Raw genomic sequence first — 21,509 nt, 5'->3', positions numbered from 1 at the left:
ACCTCTATTCTTCATCACCGTGTACGGCATGCATAGCCGCCACATAGCCTGTGGAAAAGGCAGCTTGTAAATTATAGCCTCCTGTAAAAGCATCTATGTCTAGTACTTCACCAGCACCATATAAACCACCAATCAATTTAGACTCCATAGTTTTAGGATTAAATTCTTTTAATGAAATACCACCTGCTGTAACAATAGCTTCCGCTACAGGTCGTAATTCCTTAACAGTTACTGTCATATGTTGCAATACATGGCATAAGCGCAAACGCTCTTCCTTTGTAATTTGATTAATTGGTTTAGCCGGATTTAACTCAGCAAGCTTTATAACAATGGGAATAAGATTTACAGGTAGTAAATCCTTCATTCCATTAATCAATTGTTTTTTAGAATATAAGTCAAAATCCTTTTGCAAGCGCTTATCCAATACTTCTGCAGTTAAAGCAGGCTTAAGATTAATTTCAATGGTAATTTGAGGATTTTTCTTACGAAACAACTTACCTACCGTGTGACTTAATGATAAAATTGTAGGCCCCGTAAGACCAAAATGAGTAAACATCATTTCCCCAAATTGTTTAGCTTGTACCTTACTTTTAGAAATTACGGATACCTCAACATTACGAAGACTAAGCCCCATAATTTCCTTTACCCACGTTTCGTTTGTAACGATAGGGACTAAGGATGGACGAATATCAGTAATAGTATGTCCCACTTTTTCGGCTAAAACGTAACCATCACCAGTAGAACCTGTCAATGGATAAGATGCACCACCAGTACAAATAATAGCAGCATCACAAGCATATTGTTCCTTATCCGTTGTAACACCAACTACACGATTTTCCTGTACAGTAATCGATGTAACAGGTTCATTTAAATGAACTTGAACATTATACTTTTTTAGGATTTTCATAAAGATATTGCGTACTTCTAATGCAGAATCGGATTCAGGAAACACTCGTCCACCACGTTCTACTTTAGTTTTTAACCCCCAGCTATGCAATAGGTCCAGAAGATCTTCATTACTAAAGCGTTCATAGGCACCGTACAAGAACTTACCATTACCAGGCGTATTTTTTATAAATTCGGCCATATCTGCACTATTCGTAATATTACAGCGACCTTTACCGGTAATGCCCATTTTCTTGCCAACCATATTCATTTTTTCCAATAAGATGACGCGTGCTCCTTCACAGCCTGCTATAACAGCTGCCATTAGACCTGCCGCACCACCGCCAATGACTATGATTTGCTTCATGCCTTATCTGTCCCCAATGCTTTTAGCGCTTTTACTTCACGAATTGTTAGTTGACGAGAAGCGCCTCGTTTCACACCACCTAAAGTAAGACCAGCATACGCAATGCGTTTTAAATTATGAATACGATAGCCAAAGTGTTCAAACATACGACGAACTTGACGATTACGACCTTCATGAATTGTAATTTCTACTTCATGTACACCATTATGATCATCAAAACCTAAATCTACAATTGTTGCAGGTGCAGTTATACCATCTTCAAGCTCTACACCATTTGCAATAATTTGCAAATCATCATCGCGAACACGACCTTTGATACGAACTTCATAAGTCTTTTCCACGCCTTTAGATGGATGCGTTAGATTTTGTGCCAACTCTCCATCATTCGTAAGCAGTAACAAACCTTCTGTATATAAATCGAGACGACCAATAGGGTAAATTCGTTTCGTTTCATTTTTTATATAATCTAAAACCGTTTCTCGACCTTGAGGGTCAGACACAGATGTAATAACCCCCTTTGGCTTATTTAACAAATAATATACTGGTTTCTCTTGAGCCAATAATTGCCCATTAACCTTAACCTTATCTTTTTGTGGATTAATTTTGACCCCTAATTCGGTTACCTTGCGACCATTGACCTGTACTTTACCTTCTGTAATTAGTTCTTCTGCCTTACGCCGTGATGCAATACCACAACTGGCAATATATTTTTGTAATCGTTCCATGTTATCCTTCTGTTTCCGAAACTTCTTGATGTAAGGCTTCAATAGATTCTACTCCAGCACTTCTCAAAAACTCATCAGTTGTGCCATATAAAATCGGTCTACCAACAGTATCCTTATGACCTAATTCAGCTATAAGAGATCTAGTCAATAATTGTTTTATAATTTTATCGCTATTTACACCGCGAACCTCTTCAATTTCAGCCTTTGTAATAGGCTGCTTATATGCGATAACAGCTAATGTTTCCATGGCCGCATTAGATAATTTATCTTCTTTTTTACGAATATGACCAACATAATCAGCACATTCAACAGCGCTGACTAATTCAACACCGGCTCCTGATATACGTAATCGAATACCTCTATTTTGTTCTTTTAGTTCACGTTGTAATTCTTCTATATATTTTTGTGTTTCCTCTGTGGAAAGACCAAACACCTCTTCTAGCATATCTATCGATATAGGCTTTGCTGCTGAAAACAAAACGGCTTCTAAATGCATCGTTGGTAAGCTCATATAGCCCCCTTTCTACACGGCCCCATCCAAGGTAGCAGTGAATATAATATCATCATCTTCATAACGCATTTCCATAACTTGTTGTTTTAATAATTCTAAAACAGCCATAAAGATGGTTACCATACCACTTTTCGTTTCAATTGCTACTAATAACTCCCTAAAATATAGACATTCGCCACGATGTATACGACGAGACAAGGATATAATCATGTCCTCTAAACTATACGTATCCTTTTCAACCTTTACCTCACGAATCGTCTCTTCTTCTGATAACTCTTTAGCTCGTTTTATAGTTTGATAAAAAATTTGATATAACTGTGAAAGTTCCAAATTATATACACTATCTAATCCAAGCACACTCGTTTCTTCAGGACGACTAAATATATTCGCAGATACAGCGGTACGCTCCATTAATAGAGATGTAATATCCTTAATTTTCTTAAATTCTACTAATTTTGCTACCAACTCGTCACGTGGATCCTCTGCTTCATCGGGCTCAGGTTCAGCCTTAGGTAATAACATGCGTGATTTAATCTGTAATAAGGTAGATGCCATAACAAGAAATTCACTACTATAATGAATATCAAAATGGTTCCAATTGTCTAGATATGCCAAGTATTGACTCGTTATTTCAACGATAGGAATATCGGTAATTTCTATTTTATGTTTTTCAATGAGATGCAAGAGCAGATCAAGGGGACCTTCAAAAACGTCCAACTTGTAGTTATAATCTCCCATAAAACCCAATCCTCAGAAAAAATGTTTTTAACTATATAATTATAAAGCATTTATAGTAGTACTTTCAAATAATTGTTTTTTTTACACTCATCTGCTATCTTTATTATTGTAATTATTTTATATTAAAAAAAGATACGTTATTGTGTATTCCTTTTAGAGAGGATTTATTATGTCATCGAGTGTGAGGCAAATTGGGCGAAATCCAATTTTTCGCTTTGGTATTATAGGTATTGTTTTATATATCATCTTATTTTTAATTTATGAGCCCATAACCTTAGGGCTTGATGTAGAGGATATTACGATTTTAGCTGTACCAACAATTGTAGGTACCTTTTTATTTCAATATTTTATGGGGTGTACCGTTTTCCACAGGCCTTTTTTAGGGTATGGCCTAGTCGGAATCTTATGGGCACTTACCTTTCCTCTTTTATTCCATTGGTCCTATGTGAAGCCATTATACTTCTATGAATTTGCTAATGATTTTTTATTTGGCTTATTAATTTTCATGGGATTATCAGGCATTCAGTTTTTACTGAACCAAACAAATCGCTTCCATAAAACAACATCCTTAATCATGGCTATCATTTCCATGATTCTGAGCTTAATACCATTCTTACAGATCGGCTATTACATGACTACTTGGCATTGCTTAACGCCAGCCAGTCTGCTAGCCGTATATATGACCAATCCAGAAGAAGCATTTGGTTTTTTAAAGAATGCAGCTGGTATACCTGGTCTTATAGCAGTGAGTATTGGTCTTATTTTATGGACTTATTTATTGTACTGGTCTAACTTAGGAATGAAAGCAGTAGTAAACTTAAATACTACACGTCCTATGCGGTCAGCTATGCTCATCGCATCCCTTGTAGCTTTTTTAGTATATGTACCATTCTTCTTGTTCCCTCAAACCTGTATTGTGGCGAACTGGATTGCTGCAGGCGATTATGTAAAACAAATGCAACAATATAATGATAATCACCACTTAGTATTTGATTCCTTTAATTTAGACACAAAGGAAACAGCGGTGAACAAAACACCTGGTACTATTATTCTAGTCATTGGCGAATCTAGTTCTCGAGATTATATGAAAGTATATAATCCAAACTTCCCATATGACGATACTCCATGGCAAGGCAATATGCGTTCGGACAATAAAGACTTTGTCTTCTTTGATAATGCCTATTCATCGTACGTACAAACAGTACCAACCTTGGAGCGTGCACTATCTGAACGAAATCAATATGATGATAAACCATTTCTTGATTCAGCCAATATCTTAGATATTGCTAAAAAAGCGGGATACACGACTTCTTGGTTTAGCAATCAAGGTGTATTCGGTGAATATGATACAGCTATTTCATTAATGGCTAAGACTGCAGACACAACAAAATGGGCCCATGAATCTTATGCATTCTCAGATCGATATGATGAAGCTCTATTGCCATTATTAGAAACTGTAGATCCTACCAAGAACAACTTTATCGTTATACATATTATGGGTAGTCATATTTACTACAATGATCGTTACCCGCATGAATTTAGCAAGTGGAAACAAGGTCCGTATCCTGATGGTCAAGAAGCATATGCTAACAGCCAATTATACACAGACTGGTTATTACAACAAATTTACAATTATGGCAAAGACAAATTAAACTTACAAGCCATGGTGTATTTCTCCGATCACGGTGAAAGTTTAGACAAATCGCATAACCCTGATACATTTGATTTTGTTATGACACATATTCCATTCTGGGTATACCTATCTCCACAATATCGCTCAACCTATCCACAGACTGCTGAGGTACTTGCAAAACACGAGCATCAATTCTTTACTAATGATTTGCTATACGATACATTAGTTGGTCTCATGCATGCTCCAAGTCAACGATATGATGCAACACGAGATTTTAGTAATGCTCAATATCGATTTAATCTACATAACTTAACTACATTACTTGGTGAACAACCATTAGCAAATGATCCTGTTAATGCAAACAAGTAGTCTTTAATTGATATTGTAGCCATTATTTTTCTATTGTATTAAGTTATTTTAATAGTAAAACAACTTAATATAACCAAAAAGAGATGAGTTTAACTCATCTCTTTTTTTCTGCAAGCAAAAGCTCTATATCATTTTCCGTATAAATTCTTATATTCTTTTCTAATAGAGCCTCTACAGTACATCCATGACCATTTTTCAATGTTCTAGTAAAAGTTCCATCATAAATGCACTTATATCCACAGCTAGGACTTTTCGCCTTCATCAAAGCTTGCTTGCAACCATATTTTAGTGCAATATCAACTGTTAATTGAGCACCTCTTACAAACTCATCTGTAACATCAGCTCCATTAACAGTACATATACGTTTACCTTGACGCTCCGCAGGATCACGAGGCGTACTAAGTCCCCCTAACACTTCCGGACATACTGGTACTAATTCATAATATTCCTTTAGAGCCTCTATCGTTTCTATATAATTGTCTTTGCCATCATATCGACAGGGTACACCAAATAGGCATTCACTAATCAATAACTTAGGTTTCTTATTCATAGATTTATCTATCTCTTATATATTTATACGTAACTTATAGTAATAATTTTCACAAATCGTTTTAATTGTATATAAGAAAAAAGACTAACCCAAAGTTAGTCTTAATTGGTGCCGAGGACCGGAATCGAACCGGTACGGTTGTTTCCAACCGACGGATTTTAAGTCCGTTGCGTCTGCCTGTTCCGCCACCCCGGCATGGGTAACGATTGTGGAGGCGGCACCCAGAATCGAACTGGGGAATAAAGGTTTTGCAGACCTCTGCCTTACCGCTTGGCTATGCCGCCATATAAAATTGGAGCGGGAAACGAGATTCGAACTCGCGACCCCCGCCTTGGCAAGGCGGTGCTCTACCGCTGAGCTATTCCCGCATATAAATGGTGCCTCAGGACAGAATCGAACTGTCGACACACGGATTTTCAGTCCGTTGCTCTACCAACTGAGCTACCGAGGCATAAATGGCGACCCCGATCAGATTTGAACTGACGATCTTCGCCGTGACAGGGCGACATGTTAACCGCTACACCACGGGGCCGTAACCAAAGTACTTGCTTAGTATATCGGTTATCAGGACTTTTGTCAACACTATACTACAATATTTTTAATAAATTCTTCCTCATGTTTTAATATAGTAGATTCCCTATGTCCAGGCTCAACAATTAACTCCTTAGACAAAGTTAAAAGATGATTCAAACTCTTAATCAAATCAGCTGGATTACTGTTATAATTATCTGTATTTCCCACATTTTGTTTAAATAAAGTATCACCAGTAAATAGATGGCCTTCAATTTCTAAACAAACCGATCCAGCACTATGCCCAGGTGTATGATGAACTATTATATTAAAAGGATCTAACTGTAATTGCCCCTCTACTAAATCATTACAATGTGTATACATTTTTTTCTTATATACACTTGGTCTCCGTCGAATTAACTGTAACAATTCTTGATCTAAAGGATGTAAATAAGCGGGAATATTATAATGTGTACACACTTCATCCAAGGCTGACACATGATCACAATGACCATGTGTCAATAAAACTGCTATGGGTTGAGAATCTGCAACCATATCAATAATGTAATTACAATGAAAACCCGGATCAATGATTATAGATTTTCCCTCTTTGATAAGCACATAACAATTTGCTTTATAAAGCCCTAGAGGACGTTTTATAACTTCCATATAGTTCCCGCCCTCCTATAGAATACGATATCGTTTAGGAACCTCTTTTTTAATAAAATACCCTTCCCAAAACTGAGGGTGAAGCATAACTAAAATCGTAAATAACTCCAAACGACCTAGTAACATGTCTACAATAGCAATACATTTAGCAGTATCCGGCATAACATTAAAGGAATCAGTAGGACCAAAGCCACCAAACCCTAGTCCTACATTGCTAAGAAAGGCCGTGACCACTTGCATAGAATCATATGTATTAAGACCAGTACAAGTCATTAGAAAAACAGATACCACATAAATCATTAAATATAAAAATAAAAATTGATGTGTCATCTGGATCCATTTAGTAGGCATCGGTTTGCCATTAATACGTACTACTTGAACCATATCAGGATGAATTGATTTTCGCAAATAAATTATAGAACTCTTAATCAAAATAATAAGTCGTATAATTTTTACACCGCCCGTTGTAGAACCACTACAACCACCAAAAAATGTACAAATAAATAACATCATCTGTGCTGCAGCAGGCCACAAATCATAATCACTAATAGCAAAACCACTACCAGTTTGAAGCGAAACTAAATTAAAGGCAGCATTTCTAACAATCTCTAAAGGACTAGAATAGCTAGATTGTAATGCTAGAGATATTGATACAATGGCAATACCAATAAACACTACAAGCCAGTACATACGTGTTTCAAAATCATTAATTAAAACGTGAATTCCTTTTTGAAGTGCATTGTAATACACAGAGAAATTGCCACCAGCAAGAAACATAAAGAATATAAATACGAAACAAATATAATTACTTTGTTCATAAATAAAAGCCCCTGCTGATGTCGGTGCAAATCCACCCGTGGCAATAATAGAAAAGGCATAGTTTAACGCATCAAAAGGTTCAATGCCTCCAGCCCACAGCATAAGAAAGCAAAGAGCAGTAAAGGCAATATACAACTGCCAAAGCTTTGTAGCCATTGATTGAATACGCGGCATTACAACACCAGGCTTTGGTACAGATGCCTCTGCATTAAAGAAATGTGCTGCATCTGCTCCTAAATTCTTTAAAAATGATAAGATAAGGACGATGATCCCCATCCCTCCAACCCAGTGCATAAGGCCACGCCACAATACAAATGTGTTTGGTAACGTATCAACACTATAAATAATAGTTGCACCAGTTGCAGTAATACCCGAAGTGGCTTCAAATAAAGCATCAAAAACATTAGTCAATATGCCACTCCCCAAAAAAGGTAAAGCCCCCAAAATAACCGTGAATATCCAAGTAGAGGATACAACTAAGAACCCATCACGAATACTAAAGCTTTGACTTTCACAACCGTAATAAGATAAAAGCGTCCCCAAAACTAAAGAAAGGCTTGTGGTTATAAGGAATGACCAATATGCAGTTTCAAATACAACACTGTATATAAAAGGGATTAAAGTAAAAATCCCAAATATATAGAGTAGTCGACCCACTAAGGACATAACGATTTGAATTCGCATAGCCCCTCCTTACTAAGTAAGATATTTAAGCAATTTGCTTACCGATTCAGGTAATGTAAAGAGAACGATATGATCACCATCTAAAATTTGAGTATTACCACGAGGTACGATAGCTTCATTTTCCCGTAAAATTACACCTACTAAGGCCTTCCCAGGTAAACGAATATCTTTCAATTGTTTACCTGCTACAGGTGATTCATTGGTAATTTCAATTTCGATAGATTCGGCTTTACCACCTTCAAAGGTGGAAATAGATACAACCCCTTCTCCACTTCGTACAAAGCGCAAAATTTGACTTGCAGTTAATAAACGTGGAGAAAATACTACATCAATACCTACTTGCTCCATCAGCATAATATATTCTGGCCGTCCCACACGAACAACGGTTTTTGGGATGCCCATATGCTTCCCTACAAGTGCTACAAGTAAGTTAAGTTTATCATCATCTGTTAGAGCAATAATTACATCGCTATCAGCAATTTCCTCAGCTTCGAGCAAATCAAAATCAGTACCATCCCCATTGATAACCATGGCTTTATCCACTTGATTTGCCAGTTTCTCACAACGGTCAAAGTCTTTTTCAATAACCTTCACAGAAAAACCAGCTTTTTCTAATAATACAGTTAAGTTACGACCTAAGAGACCTGCCCCAATGATTACAGCCCTTTTATAGAATGTATTATAATTATGGAACCAAAGTTTCTCCACTTCAGAAACGGACTCTTTCAAACCTAGGAAAAATACACTATCATCAGCCTGTAAGCGACTTTCACCATGCGGAATAATCATTTCACCATAGCGCAAAATACCAACTAATAGAACACCTTCAGGAAAGCGAATTTCTTTTAGTGGCTGTTCTAATAGAGGAAATTCATTATTCAATTTGAATTCCATAAGGCGCACAGCACCTTGACCGAACTCCTCAACATCTATAGCTGATGGTGTTTCTAAAATTTGTAGTAACTCTTGAGCTGTAACCATTTCAGGATTGATGAAAAGATCAACACCTAATTGAGCTCGTATCTCCTCATCCATATGTTCCGCCACACTATTATCACGAACGCGTGCAATAGTTGTAGGCACACCTTTTATTTTAGCTACCGAACAGGATAGCATATTAACCTCATCTGAATCAGTAACAGCAATAAACATACCAACATCAGACATATCGATTTCATTCAATAATTGAACATCACTGCCATTTCCTAAAACTAGGCTAACATCTAATGTATTTTCAAGATTATGAATGCGTTCTGGTGAGCGATCGATAACATATACATCATGATCGTCTTGAATAAGACGTTGTGCTAATGAATAACCAACCTTACCAGCGCCTACAATGACAATTTTCATCGTCTTTATTCCTCATCTTGGGACTCATCACTAACAAGAGGTGTCCATTGGCGACCTATGTCGGTAAGCAATGTCCAACCATCCTCCTGAACAATTTTTTTCTCTTTCATTAAATGCCCTAAGGCACGTTTGAACGCAGCCTTACTAATATTGAACTTATCTTTAATCAACATCGCTGAAGACTCATCACTATATGGCATCTTTCCACCGCGATTTAAAAGATATTCCATAATAATATCACCATCTGAAACAAGAGCTTTTTCCTTTGTAGGGCGCATAGATACATTGACACGACCATCATCGCGTTTGAAAGTAATACGACCTTCAATCATTTCCCCTACTTTTAACTTTCTCGTCATTTCAGAACGATGTAAAAAGGCAATCCAACGCTCAGGAGTGATAAAAAATGCCCCCTCACTCGTTAAGTTATAGATAGCACCTTTTACAAGTTGACCAACCGTAGCTTCAGTAGCAGCTTTAGAGGCACGACGCATTTCATCATCTACATCCATGGAGACCGCAAAACGGCCAGATTTATCTGTATAAAGACGAACCCACACCTTTTCCCCTACCTGAGGGCGACCACGCATCTCCGCATGAGGCATAAAGATACCACGTTCTGTGCCAACCTCAACGAAGCAACCAAAATTTGTCGTATTGATGACCTCAACATAACCAATTTGGCCAACCTTCATAGCTGGTAAACGCATAGAAGCAGTTAAACGCCCCTTTGGATCGCGATATAAAAATACTTCTACCGCATCTCCTATAGTAACTGGTGAAGTTTGTTGATCTTTATGAAGCAAAATATCATCATTTGTATTGCCTGTTTGACCATCTAGAAAAGCACCTTGGTCACTAGTACGCAATACTTTCAATGTGGCAATTGTATTTTCCAACAATTCTGTAGCCATATTATACTCCTTCAAATGGAACTCGACCAGCGTCATTCCACAATTCTTCTAAACCGTAGAATTCACGCAATTCATCACCACCAAAGACATGACAAATTATATCGCCAAAATCCAATAAGATCCATTCACCTTCACGATAACCTTCTCTATGCTGTACGGTTATACCTAATTCGGCTGCTTTATCTTCCATTTCATCAGCAATGCTTTGAGATTGCTTACTATTATTTGCACTGGCAATCAAAAAATAATCACCTAACATTGAAATACCTTCTAAATCAAGAATTTCAATATCTCTGCCCTTTTTATCAAATGCAGCTTGTGCAAGTTCTAATACGATTTGTTTAATATCTTCTTTCTTTTTCATTATATTGCCTCTTATCTTATCGCTTACTACCGCTCTCCTCACCTGGTTCTGTGGGCTTTGTAATAGTGCCCCCATTATGTTCCGATTCAGGTGCAACTTTCGACATACTATTTGTTGGTGCAGATATAAATTGCGTCATTTCATTAGCTGGTAAATTACCCATTGTAATACCCACTAAACGCTGAGCTTCCGTAGGGTTTACCTTCCAATAAGTCGTTTCACCTATAAGCTCTTTTTCACCAGGAAGAATATAGAAGTGGATCTCTTCCTTATTAATTTTGCTCGCATTATATACCAGTTTAATAGCATCTAAAGTGGAGATATTACTATCAAAATGCTCCCAAATACGCCAAATATGCCATGCATTTGTTATAAAAAATGCATTATGCTCTTGTTCCACCCACAACTTTAAGAATCGCTCTTGTCGTTGCACACGAGTAAAGGTATCGTGTTTAGGATCAGAATATCGTAAATATGCTAAGGCATTATTACTATCTAAAGTTTGGTAACCACGTCGCAAATCAATATCTATATTGCCTTCTGCATCAATATGTTCCATCGGTTGTTCTACATAAATTTGCTGATTTCCTAACACATCATTAGTTTTCTTGAAGGCAGTTTGATTAACTACTACATAGTACGGGATTGAAATATGGAACATATCCTCAATTACAGCTTTAGTAAGTTCAATGCCTCCTTTTTCATAAATACTATTTAACATAGTCGCATCGGTTTGATCACGATTATCGATTTTACTATTACTTGGAATGCCGATAACGTCCATCGTTTTTTGATCAAGGTTTACAGATAATAGGAATAGACTATCACCTTGACTAGGATTATTGTCATCAGTGCCGATAACCAAAATATATAAAGGTTTATCTAAGCCTTTTTGCTCTACTGATACAGTATTTGCGTCCTGTTTATTTTCACTATCTATCACGGCTTCAGTAGCTTCAGTAGTTCCGACAATTGCTCTATATGCATAAGATACACCACTATATATGCCATACCCTATCCCACCGAGCAAAGTAAAAACTACAACAATAGCCAGAATAACTCTGGGCCACTTCACAGATGACTTTTGTTGACGTCTTTTTCTACGTCGGCGAGCTCTTGCTCGTTCACGTTCGTCCATATAAAACTCCATTATTTACAAGATTTTAATACATCATTACGACCAAGAATGGTCAAAGGATAAATAGAAAGATGTTGCTCAATAAGGTGATTAATAGTATTGTCAAAACCAAGCAATACAGCCTTATTTAGATCTTTTTTAGCTACCGTTCGAAGTTCATCAACACCTAGGAAATCACGATTGGGTTCAATATAATCTGCTAAGAATATAACTTTATCTAATGTAGACATTCCCACCTTACCAGTTGTATGAACACGAATAGCTTCTAAAATTTCTGAATCGGTTATAGAAAACTCAAGTTTAGCTCGAATCATACCTGCTAATCCATGTAAAAGATTACCATTGGCTAATAATTCTTCATCAGCTTTGTAATTATTCTCCTTCACCAAATCTTGCATCTCTTTCAAAGGCATTTCTTTAGCACAATCATGCAGTAATGCCGCTAATCGTGCTTTTTCTACATCAACATTATAAAGTTTAGCCAACTGAGTTGCAGATTCAACAACACCCAGGGTATGCTTAAAACGTTTTTTTCCCATCCATTGACTTACCCTATGTTGTATTTCATCAAACGATAACATCATTTATTCCTTCCCATATATATGGTTTTCTTCTATATAATCCACTACACATTTAGGCAACATATAACGAACTGTCTTTCCAGACCGTAAGCGTTCTCGTAAATACGTAGCAGACAATTTCATTTCAGGCACTTCCATAACATGTATTTTTTCCCGTGCTTTAGCTCCTAATTCATCCAAAGTAGAATCAATAGCACTCGATCCATCTGGTCTAGTAGCTCCAATAAAATGAACCTCATCTATCAGTTCATCTATAAATTTCCAAGTCGGTAATGCACGAATAGTATCAGTCCCTGCAATAAAGTAAAATTCAACAGTAGGACCATATAGTTTTTTAAAATATTGAATCGTATCAACGGTATACGAAGGGCCTTCTCGGCGCATCTCTACATCAGAAATTTCAAAATTTGGATTATCCGAAACTGCGGCCGCCGTCATAGCATAGCGATGATGACTATCTATCACATCATATTGCTTATGTGGTGGAATACGAGCAGGTACAAAGATAACCTTTTCTAAATTAAAGCTTTCACAAGCCACCTCTGCAATCATTAGATGACCTAAATGAATGGGATTAAATGTTCCACCAATTATACCTATACGACGTTTATCTACCATAATGTGGTCACTCCCTTAATGACAATGACACAAATAATGATGAATATGAGCAATGCTTTTATATAGGATATCCATTCATATCGTCCCTTTGGTGTTTGAATGTATCTATAATATGCTCTTATAAAATAATATAATTTCTTCACGTCCGTACTTGGCCTTCTCCAAATACAAAGTATTTATAAGATGTTAGAGCTTGTAACCCCATAGGCCCTCGAGCATGGAGTTTTTGTGTACTAATGCCAATCTCAGCACCAAAGCCAAACTCAAAGCCATCTGTAAAACGTGTAGATGCATTATGATACACAGTAGAGCAATCTACTAAATTCATAAATACATTAGCACGCATAGGTTCATCTGTGATAATAGCCTCAGAGTGATGTGTAGTATACCGATTCACATGTTCAATAGCTTCTTCAAGATTTTCAACGATACGCACATTTAAGTCCATATCATTGTATTCTGTGCTGAAAGACTCTTCTGTTAAAGGAATTGTATTCTCCATATATTGAGCTACAGCCTCATCACCATGAATACGAACACCATATTCTAGTAGTGCTATATTAAGGCGTGGTAAAAACTCTCTAGCCACAGCTTGATGAACTAGTAAGGTTTCCATAGAGTTACATACAGATGGACGTTGAACTTTAGCATTGACTGCAATTTCTAAAGCCATCTCTAAATCAGCAAATTCATCAACAAAGGTATGACATACACCGCTGCCAGTTTCAATAACAGGAATGCTACTATCTTCTACAACACGACGAATAAGTCCAGCACCCCCACGTGGAATGATTACATCAATATATTCCCGTTGTTGTAAAAGTACTCCAACCAGATCTCGATCAAGCACCTCAACGAGTTGAATAGAGTCACCATTAATACCTAACGACTCTAAGGTATCCCGCATGATAGACACGATGATTTGATTCGTGTGAAATGCCTCCTTACCACCTCGTAAAATTGTAGCATTTGCTGTCTTTAAACAAAGAACACCTGCATCTATGGTTACATTTGGACGGGCTTCAAAGATGATACCAATAACACCAAAAGGTACTGATCGCTTTTCAATAATCAAACCATTAGGCCGAGTGATTGTTTCTATAATGGAACCTACAGGACTTTCAAGAGCAGCCACTTGACGCACCCCTTCTGCCATTTGAGCAATGCGACTAGGTGTCAAAGTCAATCGATCTATCATAGTTCGAGGTAAATTATAATCAACAGATTTTTCTAGGTCTAACTCATTAGCCGCCATAATTTCATCTGTTTGTGCTTCTACAGCATCAGCAATTGCTAACAATGCAGAATCTAAAGTTTCTTGGTCGAGTTGGGCTAATTCAAAAGATGCCGTTTTAGCTCTCTGGCCCATATCTTTACAAATTTTTTCATACTGGTTCATAGGATTTCCTCAGTGTAATAAAACTAGATTATTACGATGTACAGCCTCATCATAGGTCGTATTAATACCCAGAATCTCGGCTATATCATTTGTATTGTGACCTTTAATCGCCTTCATATCATCAATACTATAATTAATAAGTCCACGACCAATTTCCTTATGATCATGATAAATGGAAATTGTATCACCAGGTCCAAAAGTCCCCTCTACTTCAATAATACCAGCGGGCAGAATGCTAGCACCCTTATCTAAAACAGCGCGAGCACACCCGTCATCAATCGTAATGGAGCCTTTTAATCGTTTACCAAAAGCTAACCAATGATGTTTACCAGATAAACTTGCATCATGGGCTTCAAAGAGTGTCCCAATTTGTTCACCCTTACATACACGACGAACAGAATCCTCTACTTCACCTGAGGTAATAACCATTGGTACACCAGAATTTGTTGCCATATGAGCAGCTTTAATTTTTGTATACATACCACCCGTTCCCATATTAGAACCAGCACCACCTGCAATAGCATAGGTTTCATCGTTAATTTCAGAAACAGTTTCTATCAAAGTAGCATCTGGATTAGTGGCTGGGTTAGCTGTATATAAGCCTTCAATATCTGACAAAATGATAAGTAAATCTGCATCTACAATACCTGCAACAGTAGCAGATAATGTATCGTTATCACCGATTTTAAATTCTTCGATAGCAACCACGTCATTTTCATTAATAATAGGAATAACGTTAAGTTGCAATAAAGTATGTAATGTATTACGCAAGTTAAGATAACTATGTCGTCCAGTACTATCCTCTTTCGTTAAAAGAATTTGCCCTACGGTTCGACCATATTCTCGAAACATGCGCTCGTACATATGAATGAGAATACCTTGACCTACTGCAGCAGCTGCTTGTTTTAATACGAGATCTCTAGGCTTTTCTTTAAAGCCTAAAGGGGCAAGACCTGCACCAGTAGCACCAGAGGAAACAAGAATAATCTCTTTACCTTGGTTAGCCAAATCTGATAATTGGCGCACTAATCTTTCAATACGCTCCAAATTTAAATGTCCATTAGTGTAACAAAGCGTACTGCTACCAACTTTGACTACAATTCGTTTTGCATTAACGATGGCGCTGCGCATAGACTAACCTCCTAAGGTTGAAATTCTTAACTACGATGTATACAAATTTTTATGATCTACTAGATATAAAATTATTTTGGCAAAATGATTTTAGGTTCTTTTTTAGCTTTATATAAAACACCATTAAAACCAATCACTTGAACTAGTTCAGCGCCAAGCATATCTGCTAAGTCTTGAAAAATTGTCTTATCTTCAGGACTATTATTATGTAATTTAACCTTAATAAGCTCACGTGCTGTAATCGCTGCACGAGCACTATCTATAACGCTATCCTCTAAACCATTTTTACCAATTTGGACAACCGGTGGTATTGTAGCCGCCAATGAACGTAAATACCGTTTTTGTTTTCCTGTCATTATTACTCCTACTCTTGGAAAGTAAAGCGCTGATCGCCGATTACAACTTCATCACCGTCTTTACAGCCTTTTTCCTTCAATTTTGCATCAAGCTCCATAAAGCGCCAAATGCGTTGGAATCTACGAAGAGATTGATCATCGTCAAGATTTGTCATAGCTACTAATCGTTCAATACGTTTACCAGTAATGTAGAAAGCAGCATCATCACCACGAGTAATGACAAATTCTACATCTTGTTTTGCTTCGTATACAACTGTGTCATCATTTGCTTCAGGCTCTGGTTCGTAGTTTTCTACATAGTAGTAAGCTCGTTCCATAAGCTCTGACAAACCTTCACCACTTAAGGCGTTAATGAGAAATACTTCATAGCCTTTATCTTCAAAATATTTTTTTGTTTCGGGAATCGTCGTGTCATCAAAGACCATATCGATCTTATTGAGAGCTACAATTTGTTTTTTATTAGCCAATTTTTCAGAGTATTTACGTAACTCTTCATTAATCGCATCAAAGTCGACCTTAGGGTCTCGGCCTTCCATACCAGATACATCTAGAACATGAATTAAAATATTCGTACGTTCAACATGACGTAGAAAATTGTGACCTAACCCCACACCTTCACTAGCCCCTTCAATAAGGCCCGGAATATCGGCCAAAACAAAGCTACGATCTCCAGAAATTGTAACTACCCCAAGTACTGGTGTTAGTGTAGTAAAGTGATATGCTGCCACCTCTGGTTGAGCTTTAGATACTTTTCGCAAAATACTAGATTTACCAACAGATGGATAACCTAATAAACCTACATCAGCTAATACTTTAAGCTCTAATTGTAACCAGAATTCTTCACCAGGTTCACCCTTTTCTGCAAAGGTTGGTGCACGGTTAGCACTAGTTTGGAATCGAGCATTGCCACGGCCGCCACGACCACCTTTGGCAATAACAAAGGTATCGCCATCGTTGACAAGATCGCAAAAGATTTTTCCTGTTTCCTCATCTTTAATTACTGTACCCAATGGAACTGGAATGATAAGAGGATCGGAACCTCGACCGTGCTTATTAGAGCTTTCACCATTACCGCCAGCTGGTGCCTTAAACTGACGTTTATATCTAAAGTCTACAAGCGTATTAATATTCTTGTCAGCTTTAAAAACAACATCCGCACCTTTACCACCATCACCACCACTAGGGCCGCCATTTGGAACGTATTTTTCTCGACGGAAGCTGGACATACCATCCCCACCGTCACCAGCTTTAACAAAGACGCGCGCTCTATCTATAAACATAATTTAACTCCTATGCATTATTGCTGTAATAGCTCTAATGCTTTTTTAATTTGAATATCATCTAATGTACTAGATGGATGTACACCTTTTGGTAAATCGATTTCTACATCAGGTTTAATACCTGTTCCATCAATAACACGATCACTTGGCGTGTGGTACTTAGCAATAGTTACTTTAATTCCTTCATCATCTAAACTAGGGAAAATAGTTTGAACGGTACCTTTACCATATGTATTAGTACCTACGATAGTGCCTAATTTACGATCTTGAACAGCCCCTGCTATGATTTCTGATGCACTAGCAGAGCCCTTATTAACTAAAACAACCAATGGCATAGCTACATCAGGTCCATCTGACTTATAAGTATCCTTTTTACCTGATCGATTTTGTACTGTTACGAGTGTACCTGGAGGCATAATATAGTTAGATATCTTTTCAGTAGTAGATAATAAACCGCCTGGATTATCTCGTAGGTCCAAGACAAGAGCCTTCATACCTTGAGATTGAAGCTCTTTATATTGAGTGGCAAAATCTTCTGCGGTATTTTCTGCAAACTGACTAATACGAATATATCCAACTGTGCTAGTAAGCATTTTACTTTTAACAGTAGGCAAAACTATGGATTCACGAGTGATATCAAAATGCAACTTTTCACCATTACGTTCAATATCTAGAGATACAGTAGTACCAGCTTCGCCACGAATACGAGAAGATGCTTCCTCTACCGGAATTTCAGTAGTGGATTGTCCATCGATAGCAATAATGTGGTCTCCAGGTTTAATTCCAGCTTTAAAAGCTGGTTGGTCTTCCATTACGCTAACTGCATATAGACCTTTATCATCAGTACCAAGGACCATACCAACACCAGCATATGTTGCAGATGTTTGCATTTTCATAGATTTATATTCTTCTGCATTTAAATAAACACTATGCGGTTCTCCCAAAGAGTCAATTAACCCCTTTAGCATACCATCATAAAGGGTAGTTTTAGCCATAGGTGTCATAAAAACTTGACTCGCAGTATAATAGGCTATAAATAATCTTGGTAGCCCCCAGAATGAACCGGAAAGATACCAAAATGTAAGCCACATAATAACAATGCCAGAGCCTATATATTTCAATAGACTCCATAACACTGTACGTGTATCAAATTTCATATTATAAATATCCCATAGGATCCACAGGATCCCCACTTATACGAACTTCAAAATGTACATGTGGCCCTGTACTATTACCTGTGCTACCAGCATAGGCAATAACTTGACCCTTACCTACATCTTGCCCTTCAGAGACAGCAAGTTCAGAATTATGTCCATAAAGAGTAGACATGCCATTACCATGATCGATAACTACGGCATAACCATAGCCACCCATCCAACCCGACCAAGCAACAGTACCACCATCTGCAGCATGAACAGGTGTACCTTCATCAACACCAATATCAATGCCAGAATGATAAATTGTAGTGCCCCAAATCGGATGTGTACGATAGCCATATGGAGAGGTAATTTCACCACTTACAGGCCACCCAAGTTGACCAGACCCTTGTACCCAAGAGTAAGTTGGTGAAGATTGTTGAGCCGCTGCTGCAGCACGAGCAGCGGCACGCTCTGCTTGACGTGCTTTCAATAACGCTGTAATCTGTGCAGAAGATGCATTTAATTCTTCTACTGCTTGCATTGCTGTAGCACGATCATTTTGAGCCTTTTGAAGAACTACCTCACGTTCTTTCTTCTTTTGCTCTATTTCAGCTCGTTTTGCCGCAGCTGCTTTTTCAAGCTCAACTAGTTTTGCGCGAGACTGTTCTAGTGCTTGCTTTCGAGCCGCTATTTCAGCGCGCTCTTTTTTGATTTCCTCAATTAATTTAATATCAGAATCAATAATTCGTTTTAAAATTTCTAAACGATTAGCAAAGTCTGTAAAATCTTTAGATCCAATAACTACATCTAAGTAACTTAAACGACCATTAATATAAATATCACGTACACGCTTATAAAATACGGCTTCTCGCCCTTCTAGTCGCTTTTGTGCTTCAGCAAGTAATTTTTCATTCACTGTAATATCATTTTCAACAGCTATACGTTGTTGTTGAATAGAATCCAATTGTTGCTGAGCCTGACGTAATTGTTCTTCGATTTGACGTAACTGTTCGGATACACTGACTATTACAGTTTCAGCATCTGCCTTTTTAGCATTTTGTTGATTAACTTGTTGTTGAATTGAATCAAGTTGATTTGTTAAATCTTCGTCCTCTGCAACGATGTATAATGGTGTTCCCAATACCACTATACCAGTCAAAATTGCCGCTACGAAGCGAGATTTAAATATACTATTATTCATAAACATTACACCTTCATGTATTGTTTCAAAGAAATAGTACTACCAATAGCACCTACTACTATGCCGCCACCTAAGATATAAAGGGCTACATCATAGAAGAATGGGAACATTGGTACTAAAGGGAAGAATGCTAATGATTCAGAAACTTCCATTGTGATGAAGTGATAAAATTCACCAACGCAAAGAACGGCAATGATAGCACCAATTAAGCCTAACAACATGCCTTCAATCAAAAATGGCCAACGAATAAATCCATTAGTAGCACCTACATATTTCATGATTGCAATTTCTTTACGACGTGCGAATACAGTCAACCGAATTGTATTTGAAATGATGAATAGTGTTGCAGCTGCTAGGAAAGCAATCAATACAATCCCACCAATACGAATTACTTGCGTAATGCGGAAAAGCTCTTCTACAATATCTTGACCATAGTGTGTACTTTCTACGCCTTGGAATGTCGTAGCTAATTTTGCAGTTGCTTTAACATCGCTAGGATTATCAAAGGTTAACACATATGAGTTAGGCAACGGATTTACATCACCTAAAGCATTCACCAATTGTTGCTGATCACCAAGGCGTTCTTTGAACTCCTTCATAGCTTGCTCTTTATTAACAAATTCTAAATGCTTTAAGTTAGGTATAGCCTTAATTTGCTTTCCTACTGCCATAATTTGATCAGTTGTTAAGCCATCCTTTAAGTAAATACTTAACTGTACTTGATTTTCTAGACTGGATGCCATGTTATTCAAATTAATGACACCACAAAGGAATACACCGAGCATAAATAAGGATAAAGCCACTGTAGAAATGGACGCTAATGTCATAAGTCCATTACGTTTCATAGACTTCAGTGCTTCTTTAAAATAGTATTTTATCGTTCTAGGCTTCATTAATTTCTGCACCTCTCATATTATCACTTTGAACACGGCCGTCTTTTAAACGAATAACGCGTTTATTCAAGTATGAAACAAGATCCATATTATGGGTAACCATAATAACGGTAGTGCCGAAATTGTTAATATGCTTAAACAATTCAACAATATCCTTACTAGTATCAGGATCAAGGTTACCAGTAGGTTCATCAGCAATTAATACTGTTGGGCGATTAACAATTGCACGCGCAATAGCAACACGTTGTTGTTCCCCGCCAGAAAGATCCTCTGGTAAATCATTAGCCTTCTCAGATAAACCAACAAGGTCTAATACATGACTCACCTTTTCTTTAATAATTTTTGGTTTTTCTTCAATAACTTCAAGAGCAAAAGCAATATTCTCTGCTACCGTTTTATTAGGCAATAATCGGAAGTCTTGGAATACAACGCCAAGCTTTCTCCGCAATTTAGGAATTTTACTGCGCTTCATACGCGTAACATCAAAGTCATCAACAATGACAGTACCAGCATCTGGCACTACCTCATGTGTTAATAACTTAAATAATGTTGATTTCCCTGCACCACTGTGACCACAAACGAGAACAAATTCACCATCGTTAATGGTTAAACACACATCGTCTAATGCAACAGAACCATTATCATAGACTTTACTAACATTCTTAAATTCAATCATGGGATC

The 21,509-nt window shown here is 37.3% G+C and carries 22 protein-coding genes and 5 tRNA genes; 1 reads left to right on the top strand and 26 read right to left on the bottom strand.

The window, feature by feature from the left end:
• Positions 1-4 precede the first annotated feature (4 nt).
• The 4 genes from HMPREF0874_RS01115 to HMPREF0874_RS01100 are packed head-to-tail and all read right to left on the bottom strand — an operon-like array spanning position 5 to position 3,226.
• The gene (locus tag HMPREF0874_RS01115) at positions 5-1,252 is read right to left on the bottom strand and encodes an NAD(P)/FAD-dependent oxidoreductase (protein WP_008600810.1); all 1,248 of its coding nucleotides are present in this window, start codon (positions 1,250-1,252) and stop codon (positions 5-7) included.
• A complete protein-coding gene (locus HMPREF0874_RS01110; RefSeq protein ID WP_004697430.1) occupies positions 1,249-1,977 on the bottom strand; it encodes a pseudouridine synthase in 729 nt (242 codons plus the stop codon). Before HMPREF0874_RS01110 ends, HMPREF0874_RS01115 begins: the two co-directional genes overlap by 4 nt.
• A gap of 1 nt (position 1,978) precedes the next feature.
• Positions 1,979-2,488 carry an SMC-Scp complex subunit ScpB gene (scpB, locus tag HMPREF0874_RS01105; protein ID WP_008600807.1) on the bottom strand — a complete coding sequence of 170 codons (510 nt, stop codon included), beginning with the start codon at positions 2,486-2,488 and terminating at the stop codon, positions 1,979-1,981.
• 12 nt (positions 2,489-2,500) lie between these two features.
• Complete coding sequence (locus tag HMPREF0874_RS01100) at positions 2,501-3,226, bottom strand: ScpA family protein (protein ID WP_008600805.1); 726 nt, start codon at positions 3,224-3,226, stop codon at positions 2,501-2,503.
• Between the two features lie 169 nt (positions 3,227-3,395).
• Between HMPREF0874_RS01100 and HMPREF0874_RS01095 the strand changes: the two genes are divergently transcribed.
• A complete protein-coding gene (locus HMPREF0874_RS01095) occupies positions 3,396-5,228 on the top strand; it encodes a phosphoethanolamine transferase (protein WP_008600803.1) in 1,833 nt (610 codons plus the stop codon).
• A 94-nt stretch (positions 5,229-5,322) separates the two neighbouring features.
• Here the strand turns inward: HMPREF0874_RS01095 and HMPREF0874_RS01090 are convergent, their stop codons facing one another.
• The 22 genes from HMPREF0874_RS01090 to ftsE all read right to left on the bottom strand — a co-directional run bounded on the left by HMPREF0874_RS01090 (position 5,323) and on the right by ftsE (position 21,503).
• Positions 5,323-5,778 carry a DUF523 domain-containing protein gene (locus HMPREF0874_RS01090; protein WP_004697220.1) on the bottom strand — a complete coding sequence of 152 codons (456 nt, stop codon included), beginning with the start codon at positions 5,776-5,778 and terminating at the stop codon, positions 5,323-5,325.
• 106 nt (positions 5,779-5,884) lie between these two features.
• A tRNA-Leu gene (locus tag HMPREF0874_RS01085) sits at positions 5,885-5,973 on the bottom strand.
• A 14-nt stretch (positions 5,974-5,987) separates the two neighbouring features.
• Positions 5,988-6,062, bottom strand: a tRNA-Cys gene (locus HMPREF0874_RS01080).
• Between the two features lie 9 nt (positions 6,063-6,071).
• A tRNA-Gly gene (locus HMPREF0874_RS01075) sits at positions 6,072-6,146 on the bottom strand.
• Between the two features lie 7 nt (positions 6,147-6,153).
• A tRNA-Phe gene (locus tag HMPREF0874_RS01070) sits at positions 6,154-6,229 on the bottom strand.
• A gap of 5 nt (positions 6,230-6,234) precedes the next feature.
• Positions 6,235-6,310 (bottom strand) — tRNA-Asp (locus HMPREF0874_RS01065).
• Between the two features lie 50 nt (positions 6,311-6,360).
• Positions 6,361-6,957, bottom strand: a complete 597-nt coding sequence (locus tag HMPREF0874_RS01060; protein WP_008600800.1) for an MBL fold metallo-hydrolase — start codon at positions 6,955-6,957, stop codon at positions 6,361-6,363.
• A 15-nt stretch (positions 6,958-6,972) separates the two neighbouring features.
• Positions 6,973-8,460: a TrkH family potassium uptake protein gene (locus HMPREF0874_RS01055; protein WP_039964933.1), complete on the bottom strand. Its 1,488-nt coding sequence runs from the start codon at positions 8,458-8,460 to the stop codon at positions 6,973-6,975.
• Between the two features lie 12 nt (positions 8,461-8,472).
• Positions 8,473-9,813, bottom strand: coding sequence for a Trk system potassium transporter TrkA (gene trkA, locus HMPREF0874_RS01050; RefSeq protein ID WP_008600796.1), 1,341 nt, complete (start codon positions 9,811-9,813; stop codon positions 8,473-8,475).
• Positions 9,814-9,818: 5 nt separating this feature from the next.
• On the bottom strand, positions 9,819-10,727 hold the full coding sequence (locus tag HMPREF0874_RS01045; protein WP_039964931.1) for a S1 RNA-binding domain-containing protein: 909 nt from the start codon (positions 10,725-10,727) through the stop codon (positions 9,819-9,821).
• A 1-nt stretch (position 10,728) separates the two neighbouring features.
• Positions 10,729-11,091 carry a ribosome silencing factor gene (gene rsfS / locus HMPREF0874_RS01040; RefSeq protein ID WP_039964929.1) on the bottom strand — a complete coding sequence of 121 codons (363 nt, stop codon included), beginning with the start codon at positions 11,089-11,091 and terminating at the stop codon, positions 10,729-10,731.
• A 16-nt stretch (positions 11,092-11,107) separates the two neighbouring features.
• Positions 11,108-12,229, bottom strand: a complete 1,122-nt coding sequence (locus HMPREF0874_RS01035; protein WP_039964928.1) for an LCP family protein — start codon at positions 12,227-12,229, stop codon at positions 11,108-11,110.
• Between the two features lie 11 nt (positions 12,230-12,240).
• Entirely contained in the window at positions 12,241-12,810 is a 570-nt protein-coding gene (yqeK, locus tag HMPREF0874_RS01030; RefSeq protein WP_039965108.1) for a bis(5'-nucleosyl)-tetraphosphatase (symmetrical) YqeK, read from the bottom strand.
• Positions 12,811-12,813: 3 nt separating this feature from the next.
• Complete coding sequence (gene nadD / locus HMPREF0874_RS01025; RefSeq protein ID WP_039964926.1) at positions 12,814-13,428, bottom strand: nicotinate-nucleotide adenylyltransferase; 615 nt, start codon at positions 13,426-13,428, stop codon at positions 12,814-12,816.
• A 139-nt stretch (positions 13,429-13,567) separates the two neighbouring features.
• A complete protein-coding gene (locus HMPREF0874_RS01020) occupies positions 13,568-14,827 on the bottom strand; it encodes a glutamate-5-semialdehyde dehydrogenase (RefSeq protein WP_039964925.1) in 1,260 nt (419 codons plus the stop codon).
• Between the two features lie 9 nt (positions 14,828-14,836).
• Positions 14,837-15,958 (bottom strand): glutamate 5-kinase, encoded by a 1,122-nt coding sequence (proB, locus tag HMPREF0874_RS01015; protein ID WP_004693178.1) that lies wholly within the window; start codon positions 15,956-15,958, stop codon positions 14,837-14,839.
• 71 nt (positions 15,959-16,029) lie between these two features.
• Positions 16,030-16,314 (bottom strand): ribosome assembly RNA-binding protein YhbY, encoded by a 285-nt coding sequence (gene yhbY, locus HMPREF0874_RS01010; protein ID WP_004693176.1) that lies wholly within the window; start codon positions 16,312-16,314, stop codon positions 16,030-16,032.
• 8 nt (positions 16,315-16,322) lie between these two features.
• On the bottom strand, positions 16,323-17,594 hold the full coding sequence (obgE, locus tag HMPREF0874_RS01005; RefSeq protein WP_004693173.1) for a GTPase ObgE: 1,272 nt from the start codon (positions 17,592-17,594) through the stop codon (positions 16,323-16,325).
• Between the two features lie 17 nt (positions 17,595-17,611).
• Entirely contained in the window at positions 17,612-18,751 is a 1,140-nt protein-coding gene (locus HMPREF0874_RS01000) for a S41 family peptidase (protein WP_008600791.1), read from the bottom strand.
• A gap of 1 nt (position 18,752) precedes the next feature.
• Positions 18,753-19,934: a murein hydrolase activator EnvC gene (locus HMPREF0874_RS00995; protein WP_004693169.1), complete on the bottom strand. Its 1,182-nt coding sequence runs from the start codon at positions 19,932-19,934 to the stop codon at positions 18,753-18,755.
• Between the two features lie 5 nt (positions 19,935-19,939).
• Complete coding sequence (ftsX, locus tag HMPREF0874_RS00990) at positions 19,940-20,827, bottom strand: permease-like cell division protein FtsX (protein ID WP_004693167.1); 888 nt, start codon at positions 20,825-20,827, stop codon at positions 19,940-19,942.
• A complete protein-coding gene (gene ftsE / locus HMPREF0874_RS00985; RefSeq protein WP_004693165.1) occupies positions 20,817-21,503 on the bottom strand; it encodes a cell division ATP-binding protein FtsE in 687 nt (228 codons plus the stop codon). Before ftsE ends, ftsX begins: the two co-directional genes overlap by 11 nt.
• Positions 21,504-21,509: the final 6 nt, after the last annotated feature.

Origin of the sequence: Veillonella sp. 6_1_27 (genome assembly GCF_000163735.1) — a bacterium.
GTDB classification, from domain to species: Bacteria; Bacillota; Negativicutes; order Veillonellales; family Veillonellaceae; genus Veillonella; species Veillonella parvula_A.
Note: the sequence above shows the minus strand (reverse complement) of the source record. Positions and strands in the feature narration are given on the sequence as shown.